Raw genomic sequence first — 23,356 nt, forward strand, 5'->3', positions numbered from 1 at the left:
TTTATAAACCTAACTTCTTATGGAAGCCATCCCCAAAGACCTGTTCATTGATCAAAAAGTTTATTTCTTGAAGAGAAAGGGCTCTTGTGTAGGCGGTATTTATTGAGAATCTCTCATAATCTAGGTCCTGGAGAGCTGATTTTATGCTCTTATCCAAAACTCTCAGGAACATCAAAGTAGTATTTGGCTGCCGTGGAAAGTCGTTCATCACAGTTCCGCACCCGTACCCAAAAACTCTTATGGCTAGATCCGCCTCATCTGGAGTCGTTTTTTGGATAAACCCGTTGTCAGGAACGGCTATCGCCGGTCGCAGCTCAACACGCTTTTCCCAAATCTGAAAACAGGTTCTTAGGTCGTTGCGCTTTGCGATTTTTTCCCCGAAAACATCCTCGTACTGAACGGCAACGTCAACATCTAGAACTAGATGGAAGCTCGGATCCAAGCGGTTTTGGACCGACCACTTACGCCAGGACCGAGGCACCAAAAAGGCAATGTTGCTGGAGAATTTAGCGGCTCGATTGAAAAATGGCACGGAGAGCGCATTATTTCTTCCAAACGGAGGATTTGAAATGGTTAGCAAATCCGTGTCTTTTGTTTCCCACTCGAGAAAGTCAGCTTGGATCACGCTCGGGTGCATCGGGTACTTATCGACCGAAGTTATCGCCGTTATTCCTGCCAAATTGAGTGCCTCAATAAAACTGCCGGTACCACCTGCGGGCTCAAGAAAGGACCTTTCAATCGCACGGGGGATGGTTCTTAGGGTCAGCTCCACGAGTTCGTTTGCAAGGTCTTTTGGGGTGTAGTACTGCTCGGTTCCGCTAACCCTGCGGTTACCAAGCTTTTTAGTCATCTACTAAAGATACAAGCGCCGTAGCTAAAGTTCTTCTTTGAGGCAGCAGTCGAAATGAGATTTGCAGACCTCAGAAATGCCGAAGATCCCTATAACCAGGCCGCGGCCAGCAGCATATTAGAAGTTACCGTTAGCCGGCCATTAGCGTCGACATGGCAAGCGCGGCCTGAACGGCCTCTGCGCCCTTGTCTTCCTTGGACCCCTCGAGGCCAGCTCGATCAAGTGCTTCCTGCTCGTTGTTTACCGTTAGCAGGCCGAAACCCAAAGGCTTGTTTGCATCGAGTTGCACTCTTGTTAGACCCTCTGTTGCCGAAGAGCAGATGTAGTCAAAGTGTGGCGTGCCGCCCTGAATCACAACGCCAAGCGCGATGACTAAATCGGCGCCTTTTTCAAAAGCCCATTTCGCCGCTAGTGGGAGTTCGAATGCTCCCGGCACCATGTTTAATTGCACATCAACCGCTCCGGAAACTTTGAGTTCGTTTTGAGCTCCCGAGATCAAGCCCGCCATTATTTCCGGGTGCCAAGAGGTTGCAACAATGACGACTTTTTTGCCGATTGCTGAAACTTTAAGGTTTGGTGCTCCGCTACCGCTCACTTGTCCAGATTAGCGGGTAACTCATGTCCCATGCGTTCGCGCTTAGCGGCTAGATACTCAAGGTTCTGCTCTGCTAGGCCAACAATCAGGGGAACTGTCTCGGTCACAGCTATTTCAGCGTTCTCCAGAGACTCTCGCTTTTCAGGATTGTTTGTCAGCAAGCGAACGCTTTTGATGCCTAAGTCTTGCAAGATAGCAATCGCTGCTCCGTACTCGCGTGCTTCGCTTGGGAGACCAAGAGCAAGGTTCGCATCCACGGTGTCTAGGCCCTGTTCTTGGAGTGCATAGGCTTTTAGCTTGTTGAGTAGTCCAATACCGCGGCCCTCTTGGCCGCGCAGGTAAATGACTACTCCGCCTTTAGGATCCGCTGCGATGGCATCCATTGCACCTTCTAGCTGTGGGCCACATTCACACTTCAGCGACCCAAAGGCTTCTCCCGTAATGCACTCTGAATGCAGGCGAACAAGAACATTTTTTCCAGTCGGATTGCCCGAGATGATGGCTACGTGGTCTGCAGTTGTTTGCACGTCGTAATAGCCTCGTACGCGGAAGTCGCCGTGCGTCGTGGGCAACTTTGCTTCGGCGTCGAAACGAATCCTATTAGTGCTGGGATTCAGCTTCGGGGCACGCTTAGCCAAGTGCTCCTTCAGGTTCGAAATGCTAGTCATAGGTAAGTCAAACCTTAGGGCGGTCTGAAATAATTCCTGTCGGCGCATCATTGTTCCGTCGTCATTGACCATCTCGGCCATCATGGCAACCGGCTCAAGGCCAGCTAGTTTCATGAGGTCAACTGCGGCTTCGGTGTGGCCGGCTCTTTCGAGCACCCCACCGTCTTTCGCTCGCAGCGGAAGAACGTGACCTGGGCGTATCAGTGAAAGCGGTCCGGAGCTCCGGTCAGCCAGCACTCTCGCGGTTAGTCCCCTGTCGGCGGCTGAGATACCGGTTGTTGCGCGATCGGTAGCGTCGACGCTCACCGTGTAGGCAGTGCGGTGCGGGTCTTGAGTTTTTACCCACATCAAGGGCAGGTCAAGCTCATTGGCTCGCTGCTCGGTCATGGGCGCACAGATATATCCTGAGGTGTAGCGGATCATCCAGGCCATCCACTCGGTCGTTGCAAACTCAGCGGCAATTATCGCGTCGCCTTCGTCCTCGCGGTCTGCAGCGTCGGTAACCAAAACCGGCTTGCCAGCCCGCAGCGCACTAAGAACCTCTTCGATACTTGATTCGACAATTTCCATTTACTTGAACTCCATGAGTCTCTCGATGTGCTTTGCCATTACATCAACCTCAACGTTGACCTTTGATCCGGGCTTTTTGGAACCCAGCGTTGTCACCTGCAGCGTCTCAGGAATCAAAGAAAGCCCAATCACATCGTCGGATATTTCATTGACGGTGAGCGAGATGCCGTCAAAGGTGATCGACCCCTTCATCACTACGTATCTCAAGAGCTCGCGAGGAATTCTGATTCTTACCCAATCCCAGTTCTCACTGGTCTCACGCGAGACAAACTCTCCGACACCATCGATGTGCCCTTGGACGACGTGTCCGCCGTAACGAGTCTGGGCATTCATCGCGCGTTCTAAGTTGATTGGGTCACCAACTACCACCTCCATGAGGCTGGTTAGTTTGATGGTTTCCATCATGACGTCTGCGGTGAATCCATTCTCATCAATCTCGATAGCGGTTAGGCAAGTGCCCGAGCAAGAGATCGAATCTCCTCGCTTCAGGTCGTCCAGCACCATTTTGCCCTTTATCGTTAGACGCAATGCATCTGGCTGCTTGGTAATTCCAGTTACGGTTCCAAGTTCTTCAATGATTCCGGTGAACATTAGGCGCTCCTCGCTCTGATAAATATGTCGTTTCCAAGTTGTCTGGTTTCAAGTATTTGAAGCTCGGCTGCATCTTCGATGCTGGCAACTCCGATTTGACCGAGTGCCGTGTTTGGGCCACCGAGAAGTTTTGGCGCCAAGTAAACAATGAATTCATCTACCAATTTGGCTGCAACGAATGCGCTCGCAAGCTTCGGCCCACCCTCAACAAAAACGTGCTTTATGCCCAGCGCCCAAAGTTGCTGCAGTGCGTCGTGCAGGTCACGCGTTTGGATTTGAATGGTTTTTGCTTTGTCATTAAAGAGACGCAAATCATTCGGAATTGCTGATTCGCCCAAAACTATTCGGATTGGTTGATCTTCAAAATAACTACCGTCTGGCCTCCTGGCCGTTAGCTCGGGGTCATCGGCAATGGCGGTACCGGTTCCCACCAAAATACTGTCCGCGCTTGCACGCCTCGAATGAGTGTCTGCCCTTGATTCAGGGCCGCTAATCCATTGGCTAGTGCCATCAGAGGCCGCACTGCGGCCATCTAATGTGCTAGCCCACTTCAGGGTCACAAATGGCCTACCGAGGCGCTTAGAGCCGAGCCAGACTCGATTTTGCTCTTCGGCTTGCTTTAGAAGCACATCGGGTATTACTTCGATCCCTGCATCTTTCAAGGTTCGAGACCCCAGGCTTGACTCATCCCCGGGATCAGCGGACGCGAATACAACTCGACTGACGCCAGCTTCAACAAGAGCCAAGGCGCAGGGCCCAGTCTTACCAACATGGTTGCACGGCTCTAGAGTGACCACTGCGGTGTGATTTTCGAGAGAAGCGCCTGGAAAAGTTTCTGCGAAGTGCTCAAGGGCCATGACCTCGGCGTGGTCGCTGCCGACACCCTTATGCCAACCCTCACTCACGACGGCGCCAGTCGAATCCAAAATTACCGCGCCAACCCGAGGGTTTATGCCAATAGCTGGCCCGTTTAGAGAGATCTCCAGGGCGCGGCGCATCGCGGATTCGTATTGCTCTACGCTTGGCATCTTTCCCTCTCGATTCTGGTAACACAGAACCGCGGGAACGGAAAATAAGAGGGCGCAAGTAGCGCCCTAGTTCTTCTCTCATCCGGACTTTAACCGTCGGTCTTGGATTTCCACCAAGTCAACCGCCTGGAGTCTCATCGCTGGTTGCGATGTTCCCAGTCGGGTCGCGGACTATAACCGCCGGTTCAGATTTTCACTGACCCCGAAGAACTGTGCTTACCTGAAACAATACTCTTTTGAGCTTAGAAATTCCTCAGACCGGAGTTACCAGCCCAAGGTTTGCATACACGGCCTTGAGAGTTTTTTCTGCAGTCGCGTTGGCCGTAGCTGCCCCTTTGGCAAGCAATCGATCTAATTCAGCCGGATCCTCGAGTAGTTCATTGGCTCTAGTTCTGATGGGCTCCAGTGCCGCAACTACTACTTCAGCAACTTCAGTCTTGAGTGTTCCGTAACCACTGCCAGAAAGGCCTGCTTCCAATTTGGAGACCGGCTCTCCGGTGAGTGCAGAGTAAATACCGAGCAGGTTAGAAATGCCCGGCTTGTTTTCCTTGTCAAACCGGATATCACCATCGGTGTCGGTTACTGCAGATTTTATTTTCTTGGTTATTTGCGCGGGCTCGTCCATTAGGTTTATCAACCCCTTGGGGTCATTAGCTGACTTTGACATCTTTGCGGTCGGCACTTGAAGGTCATAAATTTTGGCGGTTTCTTTTAGGATTTCTGCTTTTGGAATGGTAAAAGTTTCGCCGTATCTTGCATTAAACCGCATCGCCAAATCGCGGGTAAGTTCGAGGTGTTGACGCTGGTCTTCGCCGACAGGAACTGCGGTCGGTTGATAAAGCAAAATGTCCGCCGCTTGCAAGATTGGGTATGTGAATAGGCCGACAGATGAATTGTCTGCGCCACCCTTTTGGCTCTTGTCCTTGAACTGCGTCATTCTCGAGGCTTCTCCGAAACCGGTTATGCAGTTCAGCACCCACGCTAGTTGAGCGTGAGCAGGGACATGAGACTGTACAAACAATGCACTCTTGGCTGGGTCTAATCCTGCCGCCAGATACTGAGCCGCTGTTCGACGAGTGTTTTCGCGGAGCAGCTTTGGATCCTGCGGGACCGTAATCGCGTGCAGGTCAACGATCACGTAGAAGGCGTTGAACTGATCCTGCATCGCCACCCACTGGGTAAGTGCACCCAAGTAGTTTCCAAGGTGAAGGCTTGCAGCAGACGGTTGCATTCCTGATAGCAGGTTTGGTTTAGTCATCTTCTATTCCTACAGTTCGTACTCAACGACAACGGGGGAGTGGTCGCTCCACCTGGTGTCATAGCTCGGTGCCCGATCTACCTGATAAGTCTGGCTGAGTTTTGCCAATGCCGGGGTAGCAAGCTGGTAATCAATTCGCCAGCCAGCGTCAGTGTCGAACGCTTTACCCCGATAAGACCACCAGGTGTATGGGCCGGGTTGGCCTGGGTGACTGGTTCTTCCAACATCTACCCAGCCCATGTTCTGGAAGCCATCGAAATACACTCGCTCTTCTTGCAAGAAACCGGAGTTTTTCAGGTTGCCCTTCCAGTTTTTTATATCTAGTTCGGTGTGGCCAACGTTTAGGTCTCCAACGACAACGGCGTGTTGGCCTGCGTCCATCAGCTCCTGCATGCGAATCGTCATGGCATCCAGGAACTTGTATTTCTCAATTTGCTTGGGGGTGTCTACTTCTCCGGAGTGAACGTAACAACTGATAACAGTTACCGTTTGGTCACCAACCTCGATCTTGGCCTCTAGCCAGCGTCCAGCAGAATCAAAGTCATCCGGCCCAAGTTTTGTCGAGGATGACAGGACCTTGTGCTTGGAAAGTACTGCAACTCCGGCCCTGCCCTTGGCGGTGGCGAGGTCATCAAAAATGTTCCAGCCCTCGGCAACCGCAAGCGGTCCGTTAGTAGAAAGCTCTACCAAATCTTCGGTAGGGGCTCGAACTTCTTGAAGGCAAAGCACGTCGGGGTTAGATTCCTGAACCCACTCGCCCATGTTTTTGCGCGCTGCGGCCCGGACTCCGTTTACGTTTACGCTTGCAATCTTTAACATCGTCACCAATCTATGAGCTAGATGAGCGCGTAGAGATCTTCACCGCGCACTTCAATTGTTATTTTGCCCAGAGCACTTCTTGCCGGACCGGACTGAGGTTCGCCGCTATCAGTGTCGAATCTTGCTCCGTGGCAACCGCAAACTATCTGTTCTTCGCGTATGCCAGTCACGATGCACCCGGCGTGAGTGCATGTCGCGTTGAAGGCACGGAAAGTTTCTAGAGCTGGCCGGGTAACCAAGATAGTGAGTGCATCGCTTATCTTGTACTTCATTCCAGAGCCGACAATCACTTCACTGGCTTTACCGAGTAATTGCTCTGATGCGGGAGGTGCGCTTGTTTCGTCACCTGTGGCGCTAGGGGAAACTGTTGGTACTGGTTGTGCTTCAGAAGCGCAGGCGGCCAAGGTAAAGGCGGCGGATGTGGCGACAATCCCAGTAAGGGCAGTTCGTCTATTTACGGTCATTGAATTGTCAACAAATAAATTGTCTAAGCTCTTCCGCGCAAGATGGCTTGTTTCACCTCGGCTATGGCCTTAGTCACTTCAATCCCTCTTGGGCATGCTTCGGTGCAGTTGAAGGTAGTGCGGCAGCGCCATACCCCTTCTTTATCGTTCAAGATATCCAATCGCAGTTCTGCGTTTTCGTCTCTGGAGTCAAAAATGAATCGGTGGGCGTTCACGATGGCAGCTGGGCCGAAGTATTGACCATCGGTCCAGAACACAGGACAGCTGCTTGTGCAAGCGGCACACAAAATGCACTTGGTCGTGTCGTCGTAGCGCGCACGATCTTCAGGAGATTGGAGACGCTCTTTCTTAGGCTTATCGGTGGCAACCAAGAATGGGTTGATCTCCAAGTAAGCCTTGTAGAACGGCGTCATGTCGACAATCAGGTCCTTCTCTACCGGTAGGCCCTTGATTGGCTCTACGTAGATGGGCTTAGAGATGTCGAGGTCCTTGATAAGCGTCTTGCAGGCAAGTCGGTTTCTACCGTTGATACGCATTGCATCGGAACCGCAAACACCGTGAGCGCATGAGCGACGGAACGTAAGTGAGCCATCTTGCTCCCACTTGATTTTGTGAAGCGCGTCTAGAACTCGATCAGTTCCATACATCTCGACGTCAAAGTCCTCCCACTTTGGCTCAGTGTCATTCTCTGGGTCAAAGCGCCTGACGATAAGTGTGACCGTGAAGGACTCAATCGTTGGGACGGATAGTTCAGCCATTAGTACTTGCGCTCCATAGGTTGGTAGTTAGTCACAACAACAGGCTTCCACCCAATTCTCATGTTTGTTCCGGTGTTCTTTTCTATTTTTTCCTGCTTGTAGACCATGGAGTGAACCATGAAGTTTTTGTCATCTCGCTCGGTGTAATCCTCGCGCAGGTGTGCACCACGTGATTCTCGGCGCTCGCGGCAAGCAATTACAGTGACCTCGGCAAGATCAAGCAAGAAGCCCAATTCGATCGCTTCTAGTAGATCAGTGTTGAATCGCTTGCCTTGGTCCTGAATAGAAATGTTTTCGTAGCGCTTGCGCAATTCCTGGACTTTCTCCAAAGCTTCGTTCAGTGTTTCTTCGGTTCTGAATACCTGAGCGTTCTTGTCCATGGTTTCCTGAAGTTCTTTACGCAGCTGAGCAATTTTTTCTTTGCCCTTTGCCATTCGCACCTTGGCGATCATTGCAATCACATCATCGGCTGCGTTTTCCGGCATCGGCACCTGAATTGCTGTTTTTGCATACTCGACCGAATACTGTCCAGCGCGCTTTCCGAATACGTTGATATCTAGCAGTGAGTTGGTTCCCAAGCGGTTCGCGCCGTGTACTGAAACACAAGCACACTCTCCGGCCGCGTATAGACCTGGGATGACAGTGTCGTTATCCGAAAGCACTTCGGCCTTGATGTTGGTTGGAATCCCACCCATCGCGTAGTGAGCGGTTGGAAAAACTGGTATCTGTTCGGTGTAAGGCTCAACACCAAGATATGTTCTTGCAAACTCAGTGATGTCCGGAAGCTTTGCGTCAATGACCGCGGGCTCAAGGTGAGTCAGGTCAAGGAAAACATAATCCTTATTTGGTCCGCCACCGCGGCCCTCGCGAACCTCGTTCGCCATTGCTCTTGCGACCATGTCTCTTGGGGCAAGGTCTTTGATGGTCGGGGCGTAGCGCTCCATGAATCTTTCACCGGAGGAGTTCCTTAGAATTCCGCCCTCCCCGCGAGCCGCCTCGGACAGCAAGATTCCCAAACCGGCAAGGCCGGTCGGGTGGAATTGGTAAAACTCCATGTCCTCCAGCGGGATACCTCTTCTAAAGGCAATCGCCACTCCGTCACCGGTCAAGGTGTGAGCGTTCGAAGTGGTTTTGTAAATCTTCCCAAATCCACCGGTTGCAAAAATGATCGACTTTGCCTGGAAAACGTGAATGTCTCCGGTGGCAAGCTCATAGGCAACGACTCCTGCTGGCTTGCCGTCGTTCATTACCAAATCCAGAACGTAGAACTCGTTGAAAAAATTGATTCCCATCTTGACGCAGTTCTGGTACAAAGTCTGCAGAATCATGTGGCCGGTGCGGTCAGCTGCGTAACAGCTGCGCCTAACCGGTGCCTTGCCGTGGTCTCTGGTGTGACCACCGAAGCGGCGCTGGTCAATCTTGCCGTCTGGGGTTCTATTGAAGGGCAGTCCCATGTTCTCTAAGTCAATTACTGCCTGAACCGATTCTTTTGCCAAGATTTCGGCTGCATCCTGGTCAACTAGGTAGTCTCCACCTTTTACAGTGTCGAACGTGTGCCACTCCCAGTTGTCTTCTTCAACGTTTGCAAGCGCTGCGGCCATTCCGCCCTGGGCAGCTCCGGTGTGGCTTCTAGTTGGGAACAGTTTTGAGACGACACCGACGTTGAGGTCTGTGCCAGCTTCGATTGCGGCTCTCATGCCGGCACCTCCGGCACCAACGATTAGTACGTCAAACGAGTGATACGTGATGTTGTCGTCTGATGCTACTTTTTCTGCCAATTTATTTCCCTTACTTACTGCGCTGGGCAGAATGAGGCCAACAGCTCAGCGGATGCGCCAGCTGGGCATGGGTCGAATGTGAAAATCACTAGAGTTCCAAGCAAAATCAAAAGCGCACAAACTGCCCACAAGGTTGTGGTTAGGGCGCGGCGAACTTTGACCTGGCCGGCGTAGTCGTTGACGATGGTGCGCATTCCGTTGGTTCCGTGAATCAGAGCGAGCCAAAGCATCGCTAGATCCCAAACCTGCCAGAACGGGTCTGCCCACTTGCCAGCCACAAATGCAAAGTCGATAGCTTTGATGCCATCACCAAGAACAAGGTTCACCACTAAGTGGGTGAAGATAAGAACGATTAGCAATGGGCCGCTGACACGCATGAACAGCCAGCCGTACTTCTCCCAGTTAGCCTGCTTGCGAGTCCTAGGACGATTTGGTGTTTCGATAGTTACGCTCATCATCAACCCCTAGTGTCCAAAAACTCGTGCGAGGTGCATCGGAGTAAACCCTGCAACCGCGACGACAGTCACCGTGATCACAACCCAGAACATCACGCTTTGATATTTCGTTCCCTTAGACCAGAAATCAATCGCGATTACGCGAAGACCATTCAGGCCGTGAAACAAGATTGCACCCACTAGACCCAGCTCTGCTAGACCGACCACCGGGGTTTTGTAAGACTCTATGACGATGTTGTAGGCCTCAGGGCTCACTCGGACGAGCGCGGTGTCCAAAACATGGACGAGTAAAAAGAAAAAGATACCGACGCCACTGATGCGGTGTAGTACCCAGGACCACATACCGACTTTGCCGCGGTAAAGGGTTCCTGCCGGCTTTATTGCCAAGCTAGCCTCCATGGATAGATCAGAATTTGACCTTAAGTCTAACCCAGGAAATCCCAGCCTTTTGAATCTAAGCCAATAACACCTAGAGTGAATTCGTGAATAAAAAATCAACCGCTGGCCAAGACCATTTCTTCGCAATCATTCCGGCTGGTGGTGTGGGGTCAAGGCTGTGGCCGCTATCCAGAGCCAATGCTCCAAAGTTCCTGCACGACTTGACCGGTTCCGGGCAAACGTTGCTACAGGACACTTGGGATCGCCTATCGCCCTTGGTGGGCAATCGAATGATGGTAGTTACCGGCGATGTGCATGCAACCACGGTTGCAAAGCACCTGCCTGATTTAGACCCAGCGAACCTAATTCTTGAACCTTCACCCAAGGACTCGACTGCGGCTATCGCCTTGGCAGCGGCAGTGCTTTATAAAAGAGACCCGGAAGTGATAGTCGGCTCGTTTGCGGCAGATCACGTAATCAAAGACGACGAAAAACTTCTGCACGCAATCGAAGCTTCAATTGAAATAGCGGCCACTGGGAAAATCGTAACCATTGGAATAGTCCCGACCGAAGCATCCTCGGCTTTTGGTTATGTCAAAAAAGGTCCGGCGATAGCTGGCACCGAAGGATTTGAAGTCGCTGACTTTATTGAAAAGCCGAACATAAAAAAGGCCCAGAAATTTGCGGCATCCAAAAAATATCTTTGGAACGCCGGGATGTTCATCGCGCCCGCGAAGCTTTTGCTCGATGTGCTTGCAAAGACGCAACCAAAGCTCCACGCAGGTGTCATGGAGCTAGCCGAGCATTGGGACACTGAGAATCGCACTGAGAAGTTGCATTCAATCTGGCCGGGACTCGACAAGATCGCGATCGACTATGCGATCGCCGAGCCAGCGGCAAAGCTGGGCTTGGTGGCCGTAGTGCCTGGCAATTTCGAATGGCATGACGTTGGAGACTTCGCCGCAATCGCTGAGCTGCAGTCACAGGGCAATAGCAACAACCTTGCGGTGCTTGGATCAGCAAAAGTCCTGTCCGATTCTTCATCAGGAATATTGGTGAGTGACACGAATCGATTGGTTGCGCTGATTGGACTTGAGGACATCATTGTTGTGGATACAGCCGACGCACTTCTTATCACGACAAAGGCCCACGCTCAAAAGGTCAAAGCAATGGTTGAGGCGCTCAAGCAAACCGGGCACTCCGACCTTCTTTGAACAAACATCTCAATAATGTAAAGCTTTGGAATATAGGTTTCAGCTGCGATTTGTGCCGCTAAAATAAGTCCAAAATAGGCGCGTCCAGCGCCTTCACATAATTCAGGAGGAACCTTGAAGCTACGTAACGCATCCGCTGCTTTCGCTCTAATGGGCGTTTCAGCACTAGTGCTGTCAGGCTGTGCTGCCGCCCCAGAGGCCGAGCCAACCGAGACAGCTGCCGCTACCGCAACCGAAGAAGCAGCACCAGCCATTGATTACTTGGCATGTGCAGTTTCTGATGAGGGTAGCTGGAACGACAAGTCATTCAACGAGTCTGTATACGACGGCCTAGAGAAGGCTGAAGCAGATCTTGGAGCACAGATTGCCGACGCTGAGTCAATCTCCGCCGAGGACTTCGCTCCTAACTTGCAAGCAATGGTTGACCAGAGCTGCGACATAACTTTCGCAGTGGGCTTCAACTTGGTGGCCGATGCCAACGCAATCGCAGCTGCTAACCCAGCCATGAGCTTCGTAACCATCGATGGATGGTCAGAGGGCAACGCAAACCTAAAGCCAGTTGTATACAACATGGCTGAGTCTTCTTACCTTGCAGGATATGCAGCAGCCGCCTACTCAACAACCAAGGTTGTTGGAACTTACGGTGGACTTCAGATCCCAGCAGTTACTGACTTCATGGACGGTTTCTACTACGGCGCAATGGCCTGGGCTAACGAAAACGGCGTACCTGTGAGTGTTGTCGGCTGGGACCCAATGGCCCAAACCGGTCAGTTCATCGGTGACTTCGTTCCAAACTCTGGAACCTCAAAGTCAATTGCTGCCGCTCTGATCAACGAGGGTGCTGACGTGTTGTTCCCAGTTGGTGGCGACCAGTTCGGTGCCTCATCCGAAGCAATCAAGGAAGCCGGCATCGATGGCGTCATGATTGGTGTTGACAAGGACGTTGCACTTACCAGCCCAGAGTACGCACCATACATTCTTACTTCAGCTGAGAAGCGCATGACCAACGCCGTCTACGACATCATTGCTGAGCTTTCAGCTGGTGGAGCATTCGACGGTGAGGCATACGTTGGAACTCTTGCGAATGGCGGAACTGGCCTAAGCCCGTTCTATGACTTCGACTCCAAGCTGTCTGACGAAGTAAAGGCTCGACTAGTCGAGATTGAAGCCGGAATCAATTCCGGTGAAATTAATCCAAAAAGCTAGTTAAAGAATCGAAAAGGCCGTGGGGTGAATCCCACGGCCTTTTTGTTTTCAGTTTTTGACATAAAGTAATTGCACAAAGGAGTGTCTTTTGAAACTTGAACTACGCGGAATCACGAAGCGCTTTGGTGCAGTTACCGCAAACGAAGATATTGACCTAGTTATTGAGCCCGGTGAGATTCATGCGCTGCTTGGCGAAAATGGAGCAGGCAAGTCCACGCTGATGAACGTCCTCTACGGTCTTTACACCGCAGATGAGGGCCACATTGAAATCGATGGCGTAAAGCAGAACTTCTCGGGACCAGGCGACGCGATGGCGGCCGGAATTGGAATGGTCCATCAGCACTTCATGCTCATTCCTGTATTCACTGTTGCAGAGAACGTTGCCCTCGGCCACGAGCCGACCAAAGCCCTTGGGGTAATTGATTTAGCTGAAGCCAAAAAACAAGTATTAGAGATTTCGGAGCGCTTTGGGTTCAACATAGACCCGGACGCTCTAATCGAGGACCTTCCGGTGGGGGCCCAGCAGCGAGTAGAAATTATCAAGGCGCTTTCGAGAGACGCCAAAATCCTCGTGCTGGACGAGCCGACAGCAGTGCTGACTCCTCAGGAGACCGACGAGCTCATGGAGATCATGCGCCAACTTGCCAAAAGCGGCACCTCCATTGTTTTCATAACCCACAAGCTTCGCGAAGTAAAAGCAGTTGCCGATCGAATCACTGTCATTCGGCTAGGCAAAGTTGTGGGTTCCGCCAAGCCTGATGCTGAAACTTCGGAACTTGCATCGCTAATGGTTGGTCGCGAGGTGATGTTGACGGTGAACAAGAAGCCAGCGGCACTGGGAGATGTGGTTTTAGAAGTCGAGCACATAACCGTCCTAGATGATCGATCACAAAAGGCAGTAAATGACTTGAGCTTTGAGGTTCGAGGTGGAGAGATTCTGGCTCTTGCCGGAGTGCAAGGCAACGGCCAAACCGAACTCGCCGAATTCTTGCTTGGGCTGAGAAAGCCACTTGGATCAAAAGCCAAAGTGAACCTAAACGGCAAGGAAATAACAAATAAGTCAGTGCGAGAAGTGCTGGAGAGTGGCGTCGGGTTTATTCCTGAAGATCGTCAGACTGACGGTTTGGTTTCCGAGTTTACGATTGCTGAAAATCTAATGTTGAACTCCTCTTATAAATCAAGGTTCACTAAGGGCCTGAACATAAACTTTGCAGCCCGTAAGCGCATTGCTAAGGAGCTTGTAGAGCAGTTCGATGTCCGAACTCCATCTTCAGAAACAGTTGCTAACAAGCTGTCTGGCGGTAACCAACAAAAAGTAGTTGTCGCTAGAGAGCTTTCTAGAGAGGTCAGCCTCTTGATAGCCTCTCAGCCAACTCGAGGAGTGGACGTGGGTTCTATTGAGTTCATTCACGAGCAAATAATTGCTGAGCGAGATGCTGGCAAGGCCGTGATTTTGATTTCTTCAGAACTCGATGAAGTCTTGGCGCTGGCAGATCGAATTGCAGTTATGTATCGCGGCAAAATAGTGGGAATTGTAGAACCGAATACTTCTAGAGAAGATCTCGGCAAGCTAATGGCTGGAGTGACCGCATGAGTGAAATCAACAAGGCTGACAACACGATGCCGCAGGTAATGCGTGAAATTTTCTCGGGTGGTTTAGTCCGAACAGTGATCTCGATTTTGCTGGGTTTCTTGGTCGGGGCATTATTCATGATTGGCTCAAACAAGGAGTTCATTGAGTCCCTCGGATACATCTTTGCCCGGCCAGGCGACGCCCTAGGTGCCGCCTTCGCCGTTGTAAACGAAGGCTACGGAGCACTTTTTCGAGGTGCTATTTATAACGCCGATGCAGAAACATTCGAGAAAGCCATCAGACCGCTAACCGAGACCCTTCGTTTGGGTGCACCGCTTATCGCTGCGGGACTTGGAATCGGGCTTACTTTTCGGGTGGGCCTATTCAATATTGGTGGAACCGGACAGCTAATTTTCGGAATGATATTCGCGACATTCGTAGCGACGAGGCTCGAGCTACCCTTCGTACTGCACATGGTCGTTGCACTGATTGCCGGAATAGTCGGTGCCGCGCTTTTGGGAGCCTTTGTGGGCTTCCTGAAGGCGAGGACGGGTGCACATGAGGTGATCTTGACGATCATGATGAATTACATCGCGCTTTATTTCTTTACATTCCTGATGAGAGACCCTGCCCTTTTGCAGGAAACTAGAGCGTCCGGCAACCCAAAAGCGGATGCGGCTGCTGAAACGGCGCTGCTTCCTAAATTACTGGGGGACAATTACTCGCTGCACTGGGGTCTAATTTTTGCGCTGTTGGCAGTTGTAGTTTTCTGGTGGCTGATGGAGCGAAGCACCATTGGGTATCGGTTGAGAATGGTGGGCTTTAATCCTGACGCTGCTAGGGCCGCCGGAATAAATGTCGAAAAGACTTACATCTTGGCTATGGCGCTTTCGGCGGGCTTCGTCGGCGTCGCTGCAGCCAACCAGACACTGGGAACGGCAATCGGCGTCACTCCTTCTAGTCACGCGAATATCGGCTTTGATGCAATCACGGTCGCTTTGCTGGGCGGATCATCGGGCCCAGGCATTTTGCTCGCCGGACTGCTCTTCGGGGCCTTCAAGGCTGGCGCGCCATCCATGCAGGTTTTCGGAGTAAGCCCGGAGGTGCTTGGAATCGTTCAGGGAGCGATAGTGCTGTTCATTGCGGCTCCGCCCTTGATTCGGGCGATATTCAGGCTGCCTAAGCCCCAGACGACCAATGCCCTCGAAGCCATCCGAAAACGAATATTCACTCGTGGGGGAGGCTCCAAATGACTACCTCAAAGGAAACTGAAGTAAAAGTTGGCTACAAGTCGCCGATCGTAATGGGCTCAATTGGCCTCCTGACACTTGTGTTTTTAGGGCTTCTGGGACGCGATGGAATGGTCGCTTTCGAGATATCGAGGAGAACCGATTCCCTTCAGCTCCCGACGTTGGATATCGACTCAAGCCTGCTCGGGGTCCTCTCCGGATTGGCGATGTTTGCGCTAGCAGGATTTTCTTTTTCGAAGGCCATAAAGAACCTGAAGACCCCAATCTGGGTTTCGATTGTATTTGGTCTCGTCGGAGTGACAGCGCTACTTGGCTGGCTAGCGGCTGAGAAATCGGTTCCAATTGCGTTTATCGCCGGCACGGCTTTGGTGTTGGCAGTCCCAATTATTCTTGGGGCGATGGCCGGAATCATGAGTGAGCGCGTGGGAATCACAAATATTGCCATTGAGGGCCAACTTCTAACCGGAGCGTTCATGGCCGCAGTGGTGTCTTCAATCACGGGTAATTTCCTGTTTGGAATAATCGCAGCGATGGTGACTTCCGCACTACTCTCGATGATTTTGGCGGTATTTTCGATAAAGTTCTTGGCTCAGCAGATCATTGTTGGCGTTGTGCTCAACGTTCTGGTTATCGGGGTTACTAACTTCCTATATCAGCAGTGGCTGACAGAGGATGCGGAGAACGTGAACTTTCCCGGAACCATGGACATAATCAAAATTCCGGTATTGAGTGACATTCCGCTCCTGGGCCCCGTGTTCTTCGAAAACCGCATCACGGTCTTCTTCGCAATTCTTATCGTGCCAACTATCTGGTTCGTTTTGTTCAAGACCAGATTAGGGCTTCGAGCAAGGGCAGTTGGTGAGCACCCATTGGCCGCTGACACAGTAGGTATTAATGTGGGGCGAACCAGATTCTGGTGGGTGACTATCGGCGGTTCAATAGCGGGCCTCGGCGGCGCTGCACTCACAATCGGTAACGCAGGAGCCTTTGGCCGAGAGATGTCTGGAGGCTTTGGATTTATCGCTCTCGCGGTGGTGATCCTGGGTCGTTGGAACCCCATCTATGCGTCCCTTGCAGCACTCTTGTTTGGGTTCTCGATCATCATGAGGGTATGGGCGAACCAAGTAAGTCCGGGTATTCCGACGGACTTTATAACCATGGTGCCATACGTGGTAACAATCATTGCGGTTGTCGGTTTTGTTGGTAAATCCAGGCCTCCGAAGGCACTCGCAGTGCCATACGTGAAGGGCTAGTGTATGAAAATCGACTGGGAGAACCTCACCCAACAAGCCATTGACGTGCTTCCAAAATCGTATTCACCGTATTCGAAGTTCCCAGTGGGCGCGGCTGCAATCTGTGACGACGGGCGCATCATCACGGGCGTCAATGTTGAGAATGCGTCCTACGGGCTTGCGCTTTGTGCGGAATGCTCGCTTGTAAGTGAGCTGTTTCGCACCGGAGGCGGTCAACTCGTTGCATTTGCTTGCGTTGACGGTCAGGGAAATCCATTGATGCCCTGTGGCCGATGTCGGCAGTTGCTCTATGAGCACAGTGCCGAGGGGATGCTTCTTCAAACTGTTTCGGGAATTAAAACAATCAACGAGGTACTCCCGGATGCCTTTGGACCGAAGGATCTTAACCGCAATGAGCTTTAGTGCCGTAGAACTGATTATTAAGAAGCGCGAACAAGGTGCGCTTAGTACCGCCGAAATCAATTGGCTGGTTGAGAACTACACCTCTGGTGTTGTGGCCGACGAGCAAATGTCCGCAATGGCCATGGCTATTTTGCTGAATGGCATGAGCCGCGATGAAATCAAAGACCTTACGATGGCGATGATTGCCTCCGGAGAGCGATTGAACTTCTCTGGACTCACGCAGCCCACCGCTGATAAGCACTCCACCGGAGGCGTGGGGGACAAGATCACCTTGCCGCTGGCCCCACTAGTTGCTTCCTACGGCATTGCGGTTCCGCAGCTAAGTGGCCGTGGTCTTGGCCACACCGGAGGGACACTAGACAAGCTCGAGGCAATTCCGGGTTGGCAGGCCAGTCTTTCGAACACAGAGCTGTATAGCCAGCTATCCGAAGTTGGGGCAGTCATTTGCGCTGCTGGGCAAGGGCTTGCTCCTGCAGATCGCAAACTATATTCCCTGCGTGATGTCACAGGAACAGTAGAGGCAATTCCTCTTATTGCTTCTTCAATCATGAGCAAGAAGATTGCCGAAGGGACCTCGTCATTGGTTCTGGATGTGAAGGTTGGTTCCGGCGCGTTCATGAAGACCCTTGACCGAGCAAATGAATTGGCAACCGTATTGGTGCAGCTTGGAAAAGATGCCGGCGTTAACACTTCGGCGCTACTAACCGACATGTCCACCCCTCTGGGCAAGAAGATTGGTAACTCACTTGAGGTCGAAGAATCCGTGGAGGTTCTTTCGGGTGGAGGTCCGGCCGATGTCGTGGAGCTCACGGTGGAATTGGCCAAGGAGATGCTGTCACTGAGCGGTATGCCAGACGTGGACCCTCGCGAGAATCTAAATAACGGCAAAGCTCTGGATGTTTGGCGGAAGATGATTTCAGCTCAAGGTGGAGACCCAGACGCAAAACTGCCAAAGGCCACCGATTCGCACATTATTAGAGCCAGTCAGTCCGGATACGTTTCGAAGTTGGAAGCCCTGTCAATCGGCGTCGCTTCCTGGAGGCTGGGAGCTGGAAGAGAGCGCAAGGAAGATCAGGTTCAGTTTGGAGCCGGCGTTGAATTACATGCTCAGCTTGGCGACCACGTAAAAGCCGGAGAACCGGTGATGACTCTTTACACCGACACTCCAGAAAGGTTCGAGCGAGCAATAGCAATTGCCGAAGAATCAATCGGATTCCAGGAAAGTAAGCCAGCGGAACGTAAGCTAATTCTTGGTCGGGTTAATTAGGCCCAAGCCAACAAGAAACATGGTTAGTTAGGAACAAATGGACATCGCAGCCCTCCCGAAAATTTCGCTTCACGACCATCTAGATGGCGGGCTTAGACCCCAAACCATAGTTGAACTCGCCGCCGAAATTGGACATGAATTACCAACCACCGATTCGCTGGAGCTAGCAGGTTGGTTCAAGGAAAATGCAGACTCGGGCTCGTTGGAGCGGTATCTGTCTACTTTTCAGCACACCGTGGGGGTCATGCAGACTCGAGCCGGGCTCGAGCGAGTCGCCTACGAAGCCGTCATTGACTTGGCGAAAGAAAACATAATTTATGCGGAATTGCGCTGGGCGCCAGAACAGCACTTGAACATGGGGCTGAGTCTCGATGAGGCAGTTGAAGCCGTGCAGGACGGCCTCGAGCGCGGCATGGAGGAAGTCGGTGACCAAGGTGGGTTCATTCGCACAGGGCAGATTATAAGCGCAATGCGTCAGGCTGACAGGGCTCTTGAGGTTGCGGAGCTTGCAGTTAGGCACCGCAACGATGGCGTCGTTGGCTTTGACATCGCAGGGCCCGAAGAGGGTTTTTTGCCATCCGGGCACCAGTTGGCATTTGATTACCTAGCGACCGAGTTATTTCCCTGCACTGTTCACGCAGGAGAAGGTAGCGGCATTGAGTCCATAAAGGACGCGATAGTTTCTGGAAGAGCGCTCAGGATAGGCCACGGAGTTCGATTGGTGGAGGACATCATGTTTTCTAGAACCGATGGCGATACTGACCTAGTGGTTCTTGGCCCGGTTGCTCAATGGGTGCACGATCGACAGATAGCCCTCGAGGTCTCTCCTTCTTCGAACCTGCAAACCGGAGCTTTTAGCATCTTGGGTGACACGATGGCCGATCACCCGATCGACATCATGTATGACTTGGGGTTCAACATAACTGTCAATACTGATAACCGACTTATGAGTTCGACAAACCTCACCAAAGAACTGCAGATTTTGGTTGATACTTTTGGCTACAAGCTGGCAGACCTGGAGCAGTTGCAGCTAAATGCCGCCGAGGCGGCTTTCCAGGCGGTAGATGAGCGAGAAGAGCTAATCGAGATGATCGAGGCCGGTTTCGCTGAGGCAAACGGTGCTGATTAGCTATTTCGGAGCCGGCTCCATAGTCGCTCAAGACGCGTCGCCAAGCTTCGCTGACGCAGTGTCGCAATCAGTTTCACTTTTGGTCGCATCGGGTAAAGCGCAACTCAGCTACGTTGACGAAGTTTTAGAAAGCCTAAAAACTTTGGGCCCTTACTTCGTTATTGCCCCTGGCCTCGCTCTTGCTCATGCCAAGCCATCCGATTCGGTTCCGGCTCCTGGGATGGCTCTTTTGAAACTTGCCCAGCCGGTTATTTCAGGATCCGCAAATGATCCGGTTAGCTTGGTTTTCTCGATGTGTTCGCCTAATGCCAGCGAGCACATGGAGATGCTGGCTGATTTTGGGCAGATCATGAGCACCGATCAGGTCATGACCAACTTGTTAAATGCTTCCGCCGTGAGCGTCATTGAGGATATTCTTTTTAAAAAAGCGCTTTAATCAAGTTATGTTGATTTACGCAGTGTGTGGAGCAGGAATTGGGACCAGTGTTTTACTGAAGTCCAATGCTGAGAGGGCTCTATCAATGCTGGGGATCGAAGCAGAGGTTCGAGCTGTCTCAATAGAGGAGGCTCGTGGGGCCGACAAAATGGCACAGGTAGTTCTTGCAACGCCGGAAATCCTTGACCAGCTTTCCGGCATCCCTGCCGAGGTAATCGCTATAAATAACATTTTTGATTTGGGTGAATTAGGCGAAAAGCTAAAAGCCACGCTGAGCTAGTCTTGCAGAATGAGTACCCCAGGCTCCTCGGAGCGCACCAAGCTCAACAGAATGAGCTACAAATCTTCTGAGAGCACCTCGGATCTGAATAGCGTCTTGGACGCCAATCTGGTTGCCCATGTTGGCGTGGTCATCGACGGCTCTCCTCTGGTAGTTCCGATGGCATATGGCAGAAGCGGAGATGAGATATTCCTTCACGGCTCATCCGGATCAAGGCTGATGCGTATTTTGGAAACCGAACCAGAGGTATGCGTTTCCATAACTGAACTCAATGCCTTGAAGGTTGCCAGAAGCAATTTCAACAGCGGCATGCATTACCGCGCGGTCATGATCTTTGGAAAAGCCAAATTGGTTCCAATGGACCAAAAACATCATGCGCTAGACGTTGTGAGTAACGCGATGATTCCAGGAAGAGTGGGCGAAGCAAGGCCAACCACCAAAAAAGAAGTGGCCGCCACATTGATTCTTTCCTTATCGCTGGCAGAGGCGTCGGTAAAGATTTCGGTTAACGAAGTTGATGACCCACCAGAGGACATGAACCTAGGTTTTTGGTCAGGGACAATCCCTCTTGCTTCAATGGCCGGCGAGGCAATACCCGCAGACCCGGAGTCAGCATCCTTGCCTGTGCCAGAAAGCGTTCAAAGCTTTATTTCAAAGCGCTCAAAGTAGCATCAGCCCAAGTTTTCAGGTCCTCCAGGAGCTTGGCGGCCGCTGTCTTGCTGGTCGCGGAAGCCTGTAAGTAGCACTTGAGCTTGGGTTCGGTTCCAGAGGGCCTCACGATTATTTTGATTGAGTTGCTGGAGAGAATAAGAGCATCCGTTTTCATGGCATCGGTTCGGGCTAGGTAATCCTCGAAAAGAACTGCTTCGTCTCCAATGCTTGCCGGTGGGTTAGCCCGCAAGTCAGAAGTGATTTTTCCAATAACCGAAAGATCTGACACTCTAAGTGAAACCTGACCGGTTGCAACGTGCCCAAATTTCTCGGCCAAGTCCTGAATCTGATCAACCAAGCTCTTACCTTGGGCTTTCAAGTCTGATGCCATCTGGGCGATTACCAGGGCTGCCGTTATGCCGTCTTTATCCGGGGTGTATTCCGGATCAACGCAGTAACCGAGAGCTTCTTCATATCCGTAGCCAAGATCGGGAACCTTGGAAATCCACTTGAAGCCTGTCAAGGTCTGGGTGTAGGGCACGCCGTAGTGCTTCGCAAGTGCTGATAAATCAGCCGAAACTATCGAATTTGCGATCGCCTTCGAGGTTGGAGCAAGCTGATTTGCAAGCAGCAGTCCAACCTGGTCTCCGGTGAGCATTTGATAGCCACCCCCACTGCGCACTGCTACGGCCAGCCGGTCGGCATCTGGGTCATTGGCCAAGATGATGTCGCTGTCATTGCTAGTTGCTTCGGCGAAACTAAGATCCATCGCACCTTTTTCCTCCGGATTCGGAAAGGCAACGGTTGGAAATTGAGGGTCTGGCTCTGCTTGTAATTTGACCGGTAAAACCCTAAAGCCTGCGGCGGCCAATAGCGGGCTTACTACCTTCCAGCCAACTCCATGCAAGGCGGTGTGAGTGATTCGGAGCGCTGACCTTTTGGCAATTTCGCTCTCGTCCAGACTGACAAGCGTTTTGGCTCGATCCAAGTACTGGTTGATTTCCGGTTGCCCGATGAGCGTAAAGTCTTTGCTTTTTGGAATCTCTTGAAAAGTGGTTTTAGTTGAAATGGCGGTTATTAGATTCGCTATTTCCCTGTCCTGGGGAGGAACAAGCTGGCTGCCTCCGGTGGGGCCTCCAAGGTAGACCTTGTAGCCGTTATCCCTGGGAGGATTGTGGCTTGCCGTCACAACCACAGTTAGGCTTGCACCAAGCCGCCTGCCGGTGAATGCGGCAACCGGCGTCGGGACCATTTCTGAAAATAAAAAGGTCTTGATCCCGGCCGCACTCAATATTTCCGCGCTATCCATCGCGAACACATCTGAGTTTGTTCTGCCGTCGTAGCCGATTACTGCGCTTAGTTCTCCAGAAGGATCCAAGTAGGTGTCGCGATTAGTGTTCAAAAACTCAGCGAGGCCTAGGGCCGTTTGCGCCACAACCACCCTGTTCATTCGGTTCGGGCCAGCCCCTAGTTCTCCGCGCAGTCCTGCGGTCCCGAAGTCTAGCCGGGTGCTAAACCTAGAAGCGAGATCTTCCTCATCGTGATTATCGATAAGTGCTTGGAGCTCGATCTTGGTTACTGGGTCCGGATCCTGATCAAGCCATGCTTGGGCCTGATCGGCTAGTTGACTCAAATCTTGTCCACAATTTCTGCTAGCAGCTTGGATATTCGAGCTTCAGCTTGCTGGCCGGCTTCAATAACTTCCGCGTGGCTGAGCGGAGTCTTTTGGATGCCAGCGGCCAGGTTTGTGATCAGCGACATACCGAGGATTTCCATGCCCGATTCCCTTGCGGCAATGGCCTCAAGCGCGGTTGACATTCCTACGATGTCACCCCCCATTATTTTGGCCATTTGGACTTCGGCTGGTGTTTCGTAGTGAGGGCCACGGAACTGAACGTAGACGCCCTCATCGAGACTGGAATCAACGGTTTTGGCAATAGCGCGCAGTCTTGCCGAATACAGGTCGGTCAGATCAATGAAGTTAGCCCCTTCAAGAGGACTTGAGGCTGTCAGGTTTATGTGATCGGAAATCAGAACCGCGGCACCACCGGCCCACTTCGGCTGGATTCCGCCGGCACCGTTTGTGAGGACCATTACTTTTGCTCCGGCTTTAGCAGCCGTTCGAACCGAATGGACCACTGCTCTGACGCCGTGATTTTCGTAGAAATGGGTTCTGGCTCCTATCACCAGAGCAAACTTCCCGTTGGGCAGTCTTATCGATCTGATGTTTCCAACGTGCCCTGCAAGAGCGGGCTTTGAGAATCCGATCACCTCAGAAGCTGGTATTTCGCTGACTGTTTCTCCAATTAGGTCGGCCGCCTTAGCCCAGCCCGAGCCAAGTGTTAGGGCGATGTGATGGGCCTCAACCCCCGAAAGCTTTCTTATCTGGTCAGCTGCCTCCTGGGCAATTTCGAAGGGGTTAATTGTCTCGTCGTCGAGTAGATGCGTCATGAAAATTAGTCTAGCCACGCATAGTCATGCTC

General features: G+C 51.9%; 25 protein-coding genes and 1 riboswitch. Of the genes, 11 read left to right on the plus strand and 14 right to left on the minus strand.

The features are described 5' to 3' along the window. Position 1 precedes the first annotated feature (1 nt). The 12 genes from IMCC13023_RS02570 to sdhC all read right to left on the minus strand — a co-directional run bounded on the left by IMCC13023_RS02570 (position 2) and on the right by sdhC (position 10,233). A complete protein-coding gene (locus IMCC13023_RS02570; protein ID WP_007540914.1) occupies positions 2 to 850 on the minus strand; it encodes a hypothetical protein in 849 nt (282 codons plus the stop codon). A 130-nt stretch (positions 851 to 980) separates the two neighbouring features. Beyond that, positions 981 to 1,445, minus strand: coding sequence for a 6,7-dimethyl-8-ribityllumazine synthase (ribH, locus tag IMCC13023_RS02575; RefSeq protein ID WP_007540916.1), 465 nt, complete (start codon positions 1,443 to 1,445; stop codon positions 981 to 983). Further along, a complete protein-coding gene (locus tag IMCC13023_RS02580) occupies positions 1,442 to 2,683 on the minus strand; it encodes a bifunctional 3,4-dihydroxy-2-butanone-4-phosphate synthase/GTP cyclohydrolase II (RefSeq protein WP_007540918.1) in 1,242 nt (413 codons plus the stop codon). The genes ribH and IMCC13023_RS02580 overlap by 4 nt, the downstream gene beginning before the upstream one ends. Then, complete coding sequence (locus IMCC13023_RS02585; RefSeq protein WP_007540920.1) at positions 2,684 to 3,274, minus strand: riboflavin synthase; 591 nt, start codon at positions 3,272 to 3,274, stop codon at positions 2,684 to 2,686. Then, a complete protein-coding gene (gene ribD / locus IMCC13023_RS02590; protein WP_040324843.1) occupies positions 3,274 to 4,302 on the minus strand; it encodes a bifunctional diaminohydroxyphosphoribosylaminopyrimidine deaminase/5-amino-6-(5-phosphoribosylamino)uracil reductase RibD in 1,029 nt (342 codons plus the stop codon). Before ribD ends, IMCC13023_RS02585 begins: the two co-directional genes overlap by 1 nt. A 66-nt stretch (positions 4,303 to 4,368) precedes the next feature. After that, positions 4,369 to 4,516, minus strand: a riboswitch (FMN riboswitch). 39 nt (positions 4,517 to 4,555) lie between these two features. Next, complete coding sequence (gene trpS, locus IMCC13023_RS02595; protein WP_007540924.1) at positions 4,556 to 5,560, minus strand: tryptophan--tRNA ligase; 1,005 nt, start codon at positions 5,558 to 5,560, stop codon at positions 4,556 to 4,558. Between the two features lie 9 nt (positions 5,561 to 5,569). After that, positions 5,570 to 6,379 carry an exodeoxyribonuclease III gene (locus IMCC13023_RS02600; RefSeq protein ID WP_007540926.1) on the minus strand — a complete coding sequence of 270 codons (810 nt, stop codon included), beginning with the start codon at positions 6,377 to 6,379 and terminating at the stop codon, positions 5,570 to 5,572. A gap of 17 nt (positions 6,380 to 6,396) precedes the next feature. Beyond that, positions 6,397 to 6,843, minus strand: coding sequence for a Rieske (2Fe-2S) protein (locus IMCC13023_RS02605; RefSeq protein ID WP_050816710.1), 447 nt, complete (start codon positions 6,841 to 6,843; stop codon positions 6,397 to 6,399). A 23-nt stretch (positions 6,844 to 6,866) separates the two neighbouring features. Next, positions 6,867 to 7,601 (minus strand): succinate dehydrogenase iron-sulfur subunit, encoded by a 735-nt coding sequence (locus IMCC13023_RS02610; RefSeq protein ID WP_007540931.1) that lies wholly within the window; start codon positions 7,599 to 7,601, stop codon positions 6,867 to 6,869. Continuing rightward, the gene (sdhA, locus tag IMCC13023_RS02615; RefSeq protein ID WP_040325032.1) at positions 7,601 to 9,349 is read right to left on the minus strand and encodes a succinate dehydrogenase flavoprotein subunit; all 1,749 of its coding nucleotides are present in this window, start codon (positions 9,347 to 9,349) and stop codon (positions 7,601 to 7,603) included. The genes IMCC13023_RS02610 and sdhA overlap by 1 nt, the downstream gene beginning before the upstream one ends. 44 nt (positions 9,350 to 9,393) lie before the next feature. Next, entirely contained in the window at positions 9,394 to 9,837 is a 444-nt protein-coding gene (locus IMCC13023_RS02620) for a succinate dehydrogenase hydrophobic membrane anchor subunit (RefSeq protein WP_007540935.1), read from the minus strand. 6 nt (positions 9,838 to 9,843) lie between these two features. Next, positions 9,844 to 10,233, minus strand: a complete 390-nt coding sequence (sdhC, locus tag IMCC13023_RS02625; RefSeq protein ID WP_007540937.1) for a succinate dehydrogenase, cytochrome b556 subunit — start codon at positions 10,231 to 10,233, stop codon at positions 9,844 to 9,846. 83 nt (positions 10,234 to 10,316) lie between these two features. Here sdhC and IMCC13023_RS02630 point away from each other — a divergent pair, with 83 nt between their 5' ends. From IMCC13023_RS02630 to IMCC13023_RS02680, 11 genes are all read left to right on the plus strand, one after another. After that, the gene (locus tag IMCC13023_RS02630) at positions 10,317 to 11,426 is read left to right on the plus strand and encodes a mannose-1-phosphate guanylyltransferase (protein ID WP_007540939.1); all 1,110 of its coding nucleotides are present in this window, start codon (positions 10,317 to 10,319) and stop codon (positions 11,424 to 11,426) included. A 114-nt stretch (positions 11,427 to 11,540) separates the two neighbouring features. Continuing rightward, complete coding sequence (locus IMCC13023_RS02635) at positions 11,541 to 12,632, plus strand: BMP family lipoprotein (RefSeq protein WP_040324845.1); 1,092 nt, start codon at positions 11,541 to 11,543, stop codon at positions 12,630 to 12,632. Between the two features lie 88 nt (positions 12,633 to 12,720). Then, positions 12,721 to 14,226 (plus strand): ABC transporter ATP-binding protein, encoded by a 1,506-nt coding sequence (locus IMCC13023_RS02640; RefSeq protein WP_007540949.1) that lies wholly within the window; start codon positions 12,721 to 12,723, stop codon positions 14,224 to 14,226. Then, positions 14,223 to 15,458: an ABC transporter permease gene (locus IMCC13023_RS02645; RefSeq protein ID WP_007540951.1), complete on the plus strand. Its 1,236-nt coding sequence runs from the start codon at positions 14,223 to 14,225 to the stop codon at positions 15,456 to 15,458. Before IMCC13023_RS02640 ends, IMCC13023_RS02645 begins: the two co-directional genes overlap by 4 nt. Next, entirely contained in the window at positions 15,455 to 16,708 is a 1,254-nt protein-coding gene (locus IMCC13023_RS02650) for an ABC transporter permease (protein WP_007540953.1), read from the plus strand. The genes IMCC13023_RS02645 and IMCC13023_RS02650 overlap by 4 nt, the downstream gene beginning before the upstream one ends. Positions 16,709 to 16,711: 3 nt before the next feature. Then, positions 16,712 to 17,110 carry a cytidine deaminase gene (locus tag IMCC13023_RS02655; protein ID WP_007540954.1) on the plus strand — a complete coding sequence of 133 codons (399 nt, stop codon included), beginning with the start codon at positions 16,712 to 16,714 and terminating at the stop codon, positions 17,108 to 17,110. Further along, positions 17,100 to 18,377, plus strand: a complete 1,278-nt coding sequence (locus IMCC13023_RS02660) for a thymidine phosphorylase (protein WP_007540955.1) — start codon at positions 17,100 to 17,102, stop codon at positions 18,375 to 18,377. The genes IMCC13023_RS02655 and IMCC13023_RS02660 overlap by 11 nt, the downstream gene beginning before the upstream one ends. Before the next feature lie 37 nt (positions 18,378 to 18,414). Next, positions 18,415 to 19,506, plus strand: a complete 1,092-nt coding sequence (locus IMCC13023_RS02665) for an adenosine deaminase (RefSeq protein ID WP_007540965.1) — start codon at positions 18,415 to 18,417, stop codon at positions 19,504 to 19,506. Then, a complete protein-coding gene (locus IMCC13023_RS02670) occupies positions 19,496 to 19,942 on the plus strand; it encodes a PTS sugar transporter subunit IIA (protein WP_007540967.1) in 447 nt (148 codons plus the stop codon). Before IMCC13023_RS02665 ends, IMCC13023_RS02670 begins: the two co-directional genes overlap by 11 nt. A gap of 7 nt (positions 19,943 to 19,949) precedes the next feature. After that, positions 19,950 to 20,222 (plus strand): PTS sugar transporter subunit IIB, encoded by a 273-nt coding sequence (locus tag IMCC13023_RS02675; RefSeq protein ID WP_007540969.1) that lies wholly within the window; start codon positions 19,950 to 19,952, stop codon positions 20,220 to 20,222. 9 nt (positions 20,223 to 20,231) lie between these two features. Continuing rightward, positions 20,232 to 20,891, plus strand: a complete 660-nt coding sequence (locus IMCC13023_RS02680; RefSeq protein ID WP_007540971.1) for a pyridoxamine 5'-phosphate oxidase family protein — start codon at positions 20,232 to 20,234, stop codon at positions 20,889 to 20,891. On the opposite strand, the gene IMCC13023_RS02685 is transcribed toward IMCC13023_RS02680, so the two are convergent. Both IMCC13023_RS02685 and IMCC13023_RS02690 read right to left on the minus strand, forming a co-directional pair. Further along, positions 20,869 to 22,506, minus strand: coding sequence for a phospho-sugar mutase (locus IMCC13023_RS02685; protein WP_007540973.1), 1,638 nt, complete (start codon positions 22,504 to 22,506; stop codon positions 20,869 to 20,871). The two genes, IMCC13023_RS02680 and IMCC13023_RS02685, sit on opposite strands and share 23 nt — an antisense overlap. Further along, positions 22,503 to 23,324: a purine-nucleoside phosphorylase gene (locus tag IMCC13023_RS02690; protein ID WP_007540975.1), complete on the minus strand. Its 822-nt coding sequence runs from the start codon at positions 23,322 to 23,324 to the stop codon at positions 22,503 to 22,505. Before IMCC13023_RS02690 ends, IMCC13023_RS02685 begins: the two co-directional genes overlap by 4 nt. Positions 23,325 to 23,356: the final 32 nt, after the last annotated feature.

The sequence above is a fragment of the Candidatus Aquiluna sp. IMCC13023 genome (genome assembly GCF_000257665.1).
GTDB lineage: Bacteria > Actinomycetota > Actinomycetes > Actinomycetales > Microbacteriaceae > Aquiluna.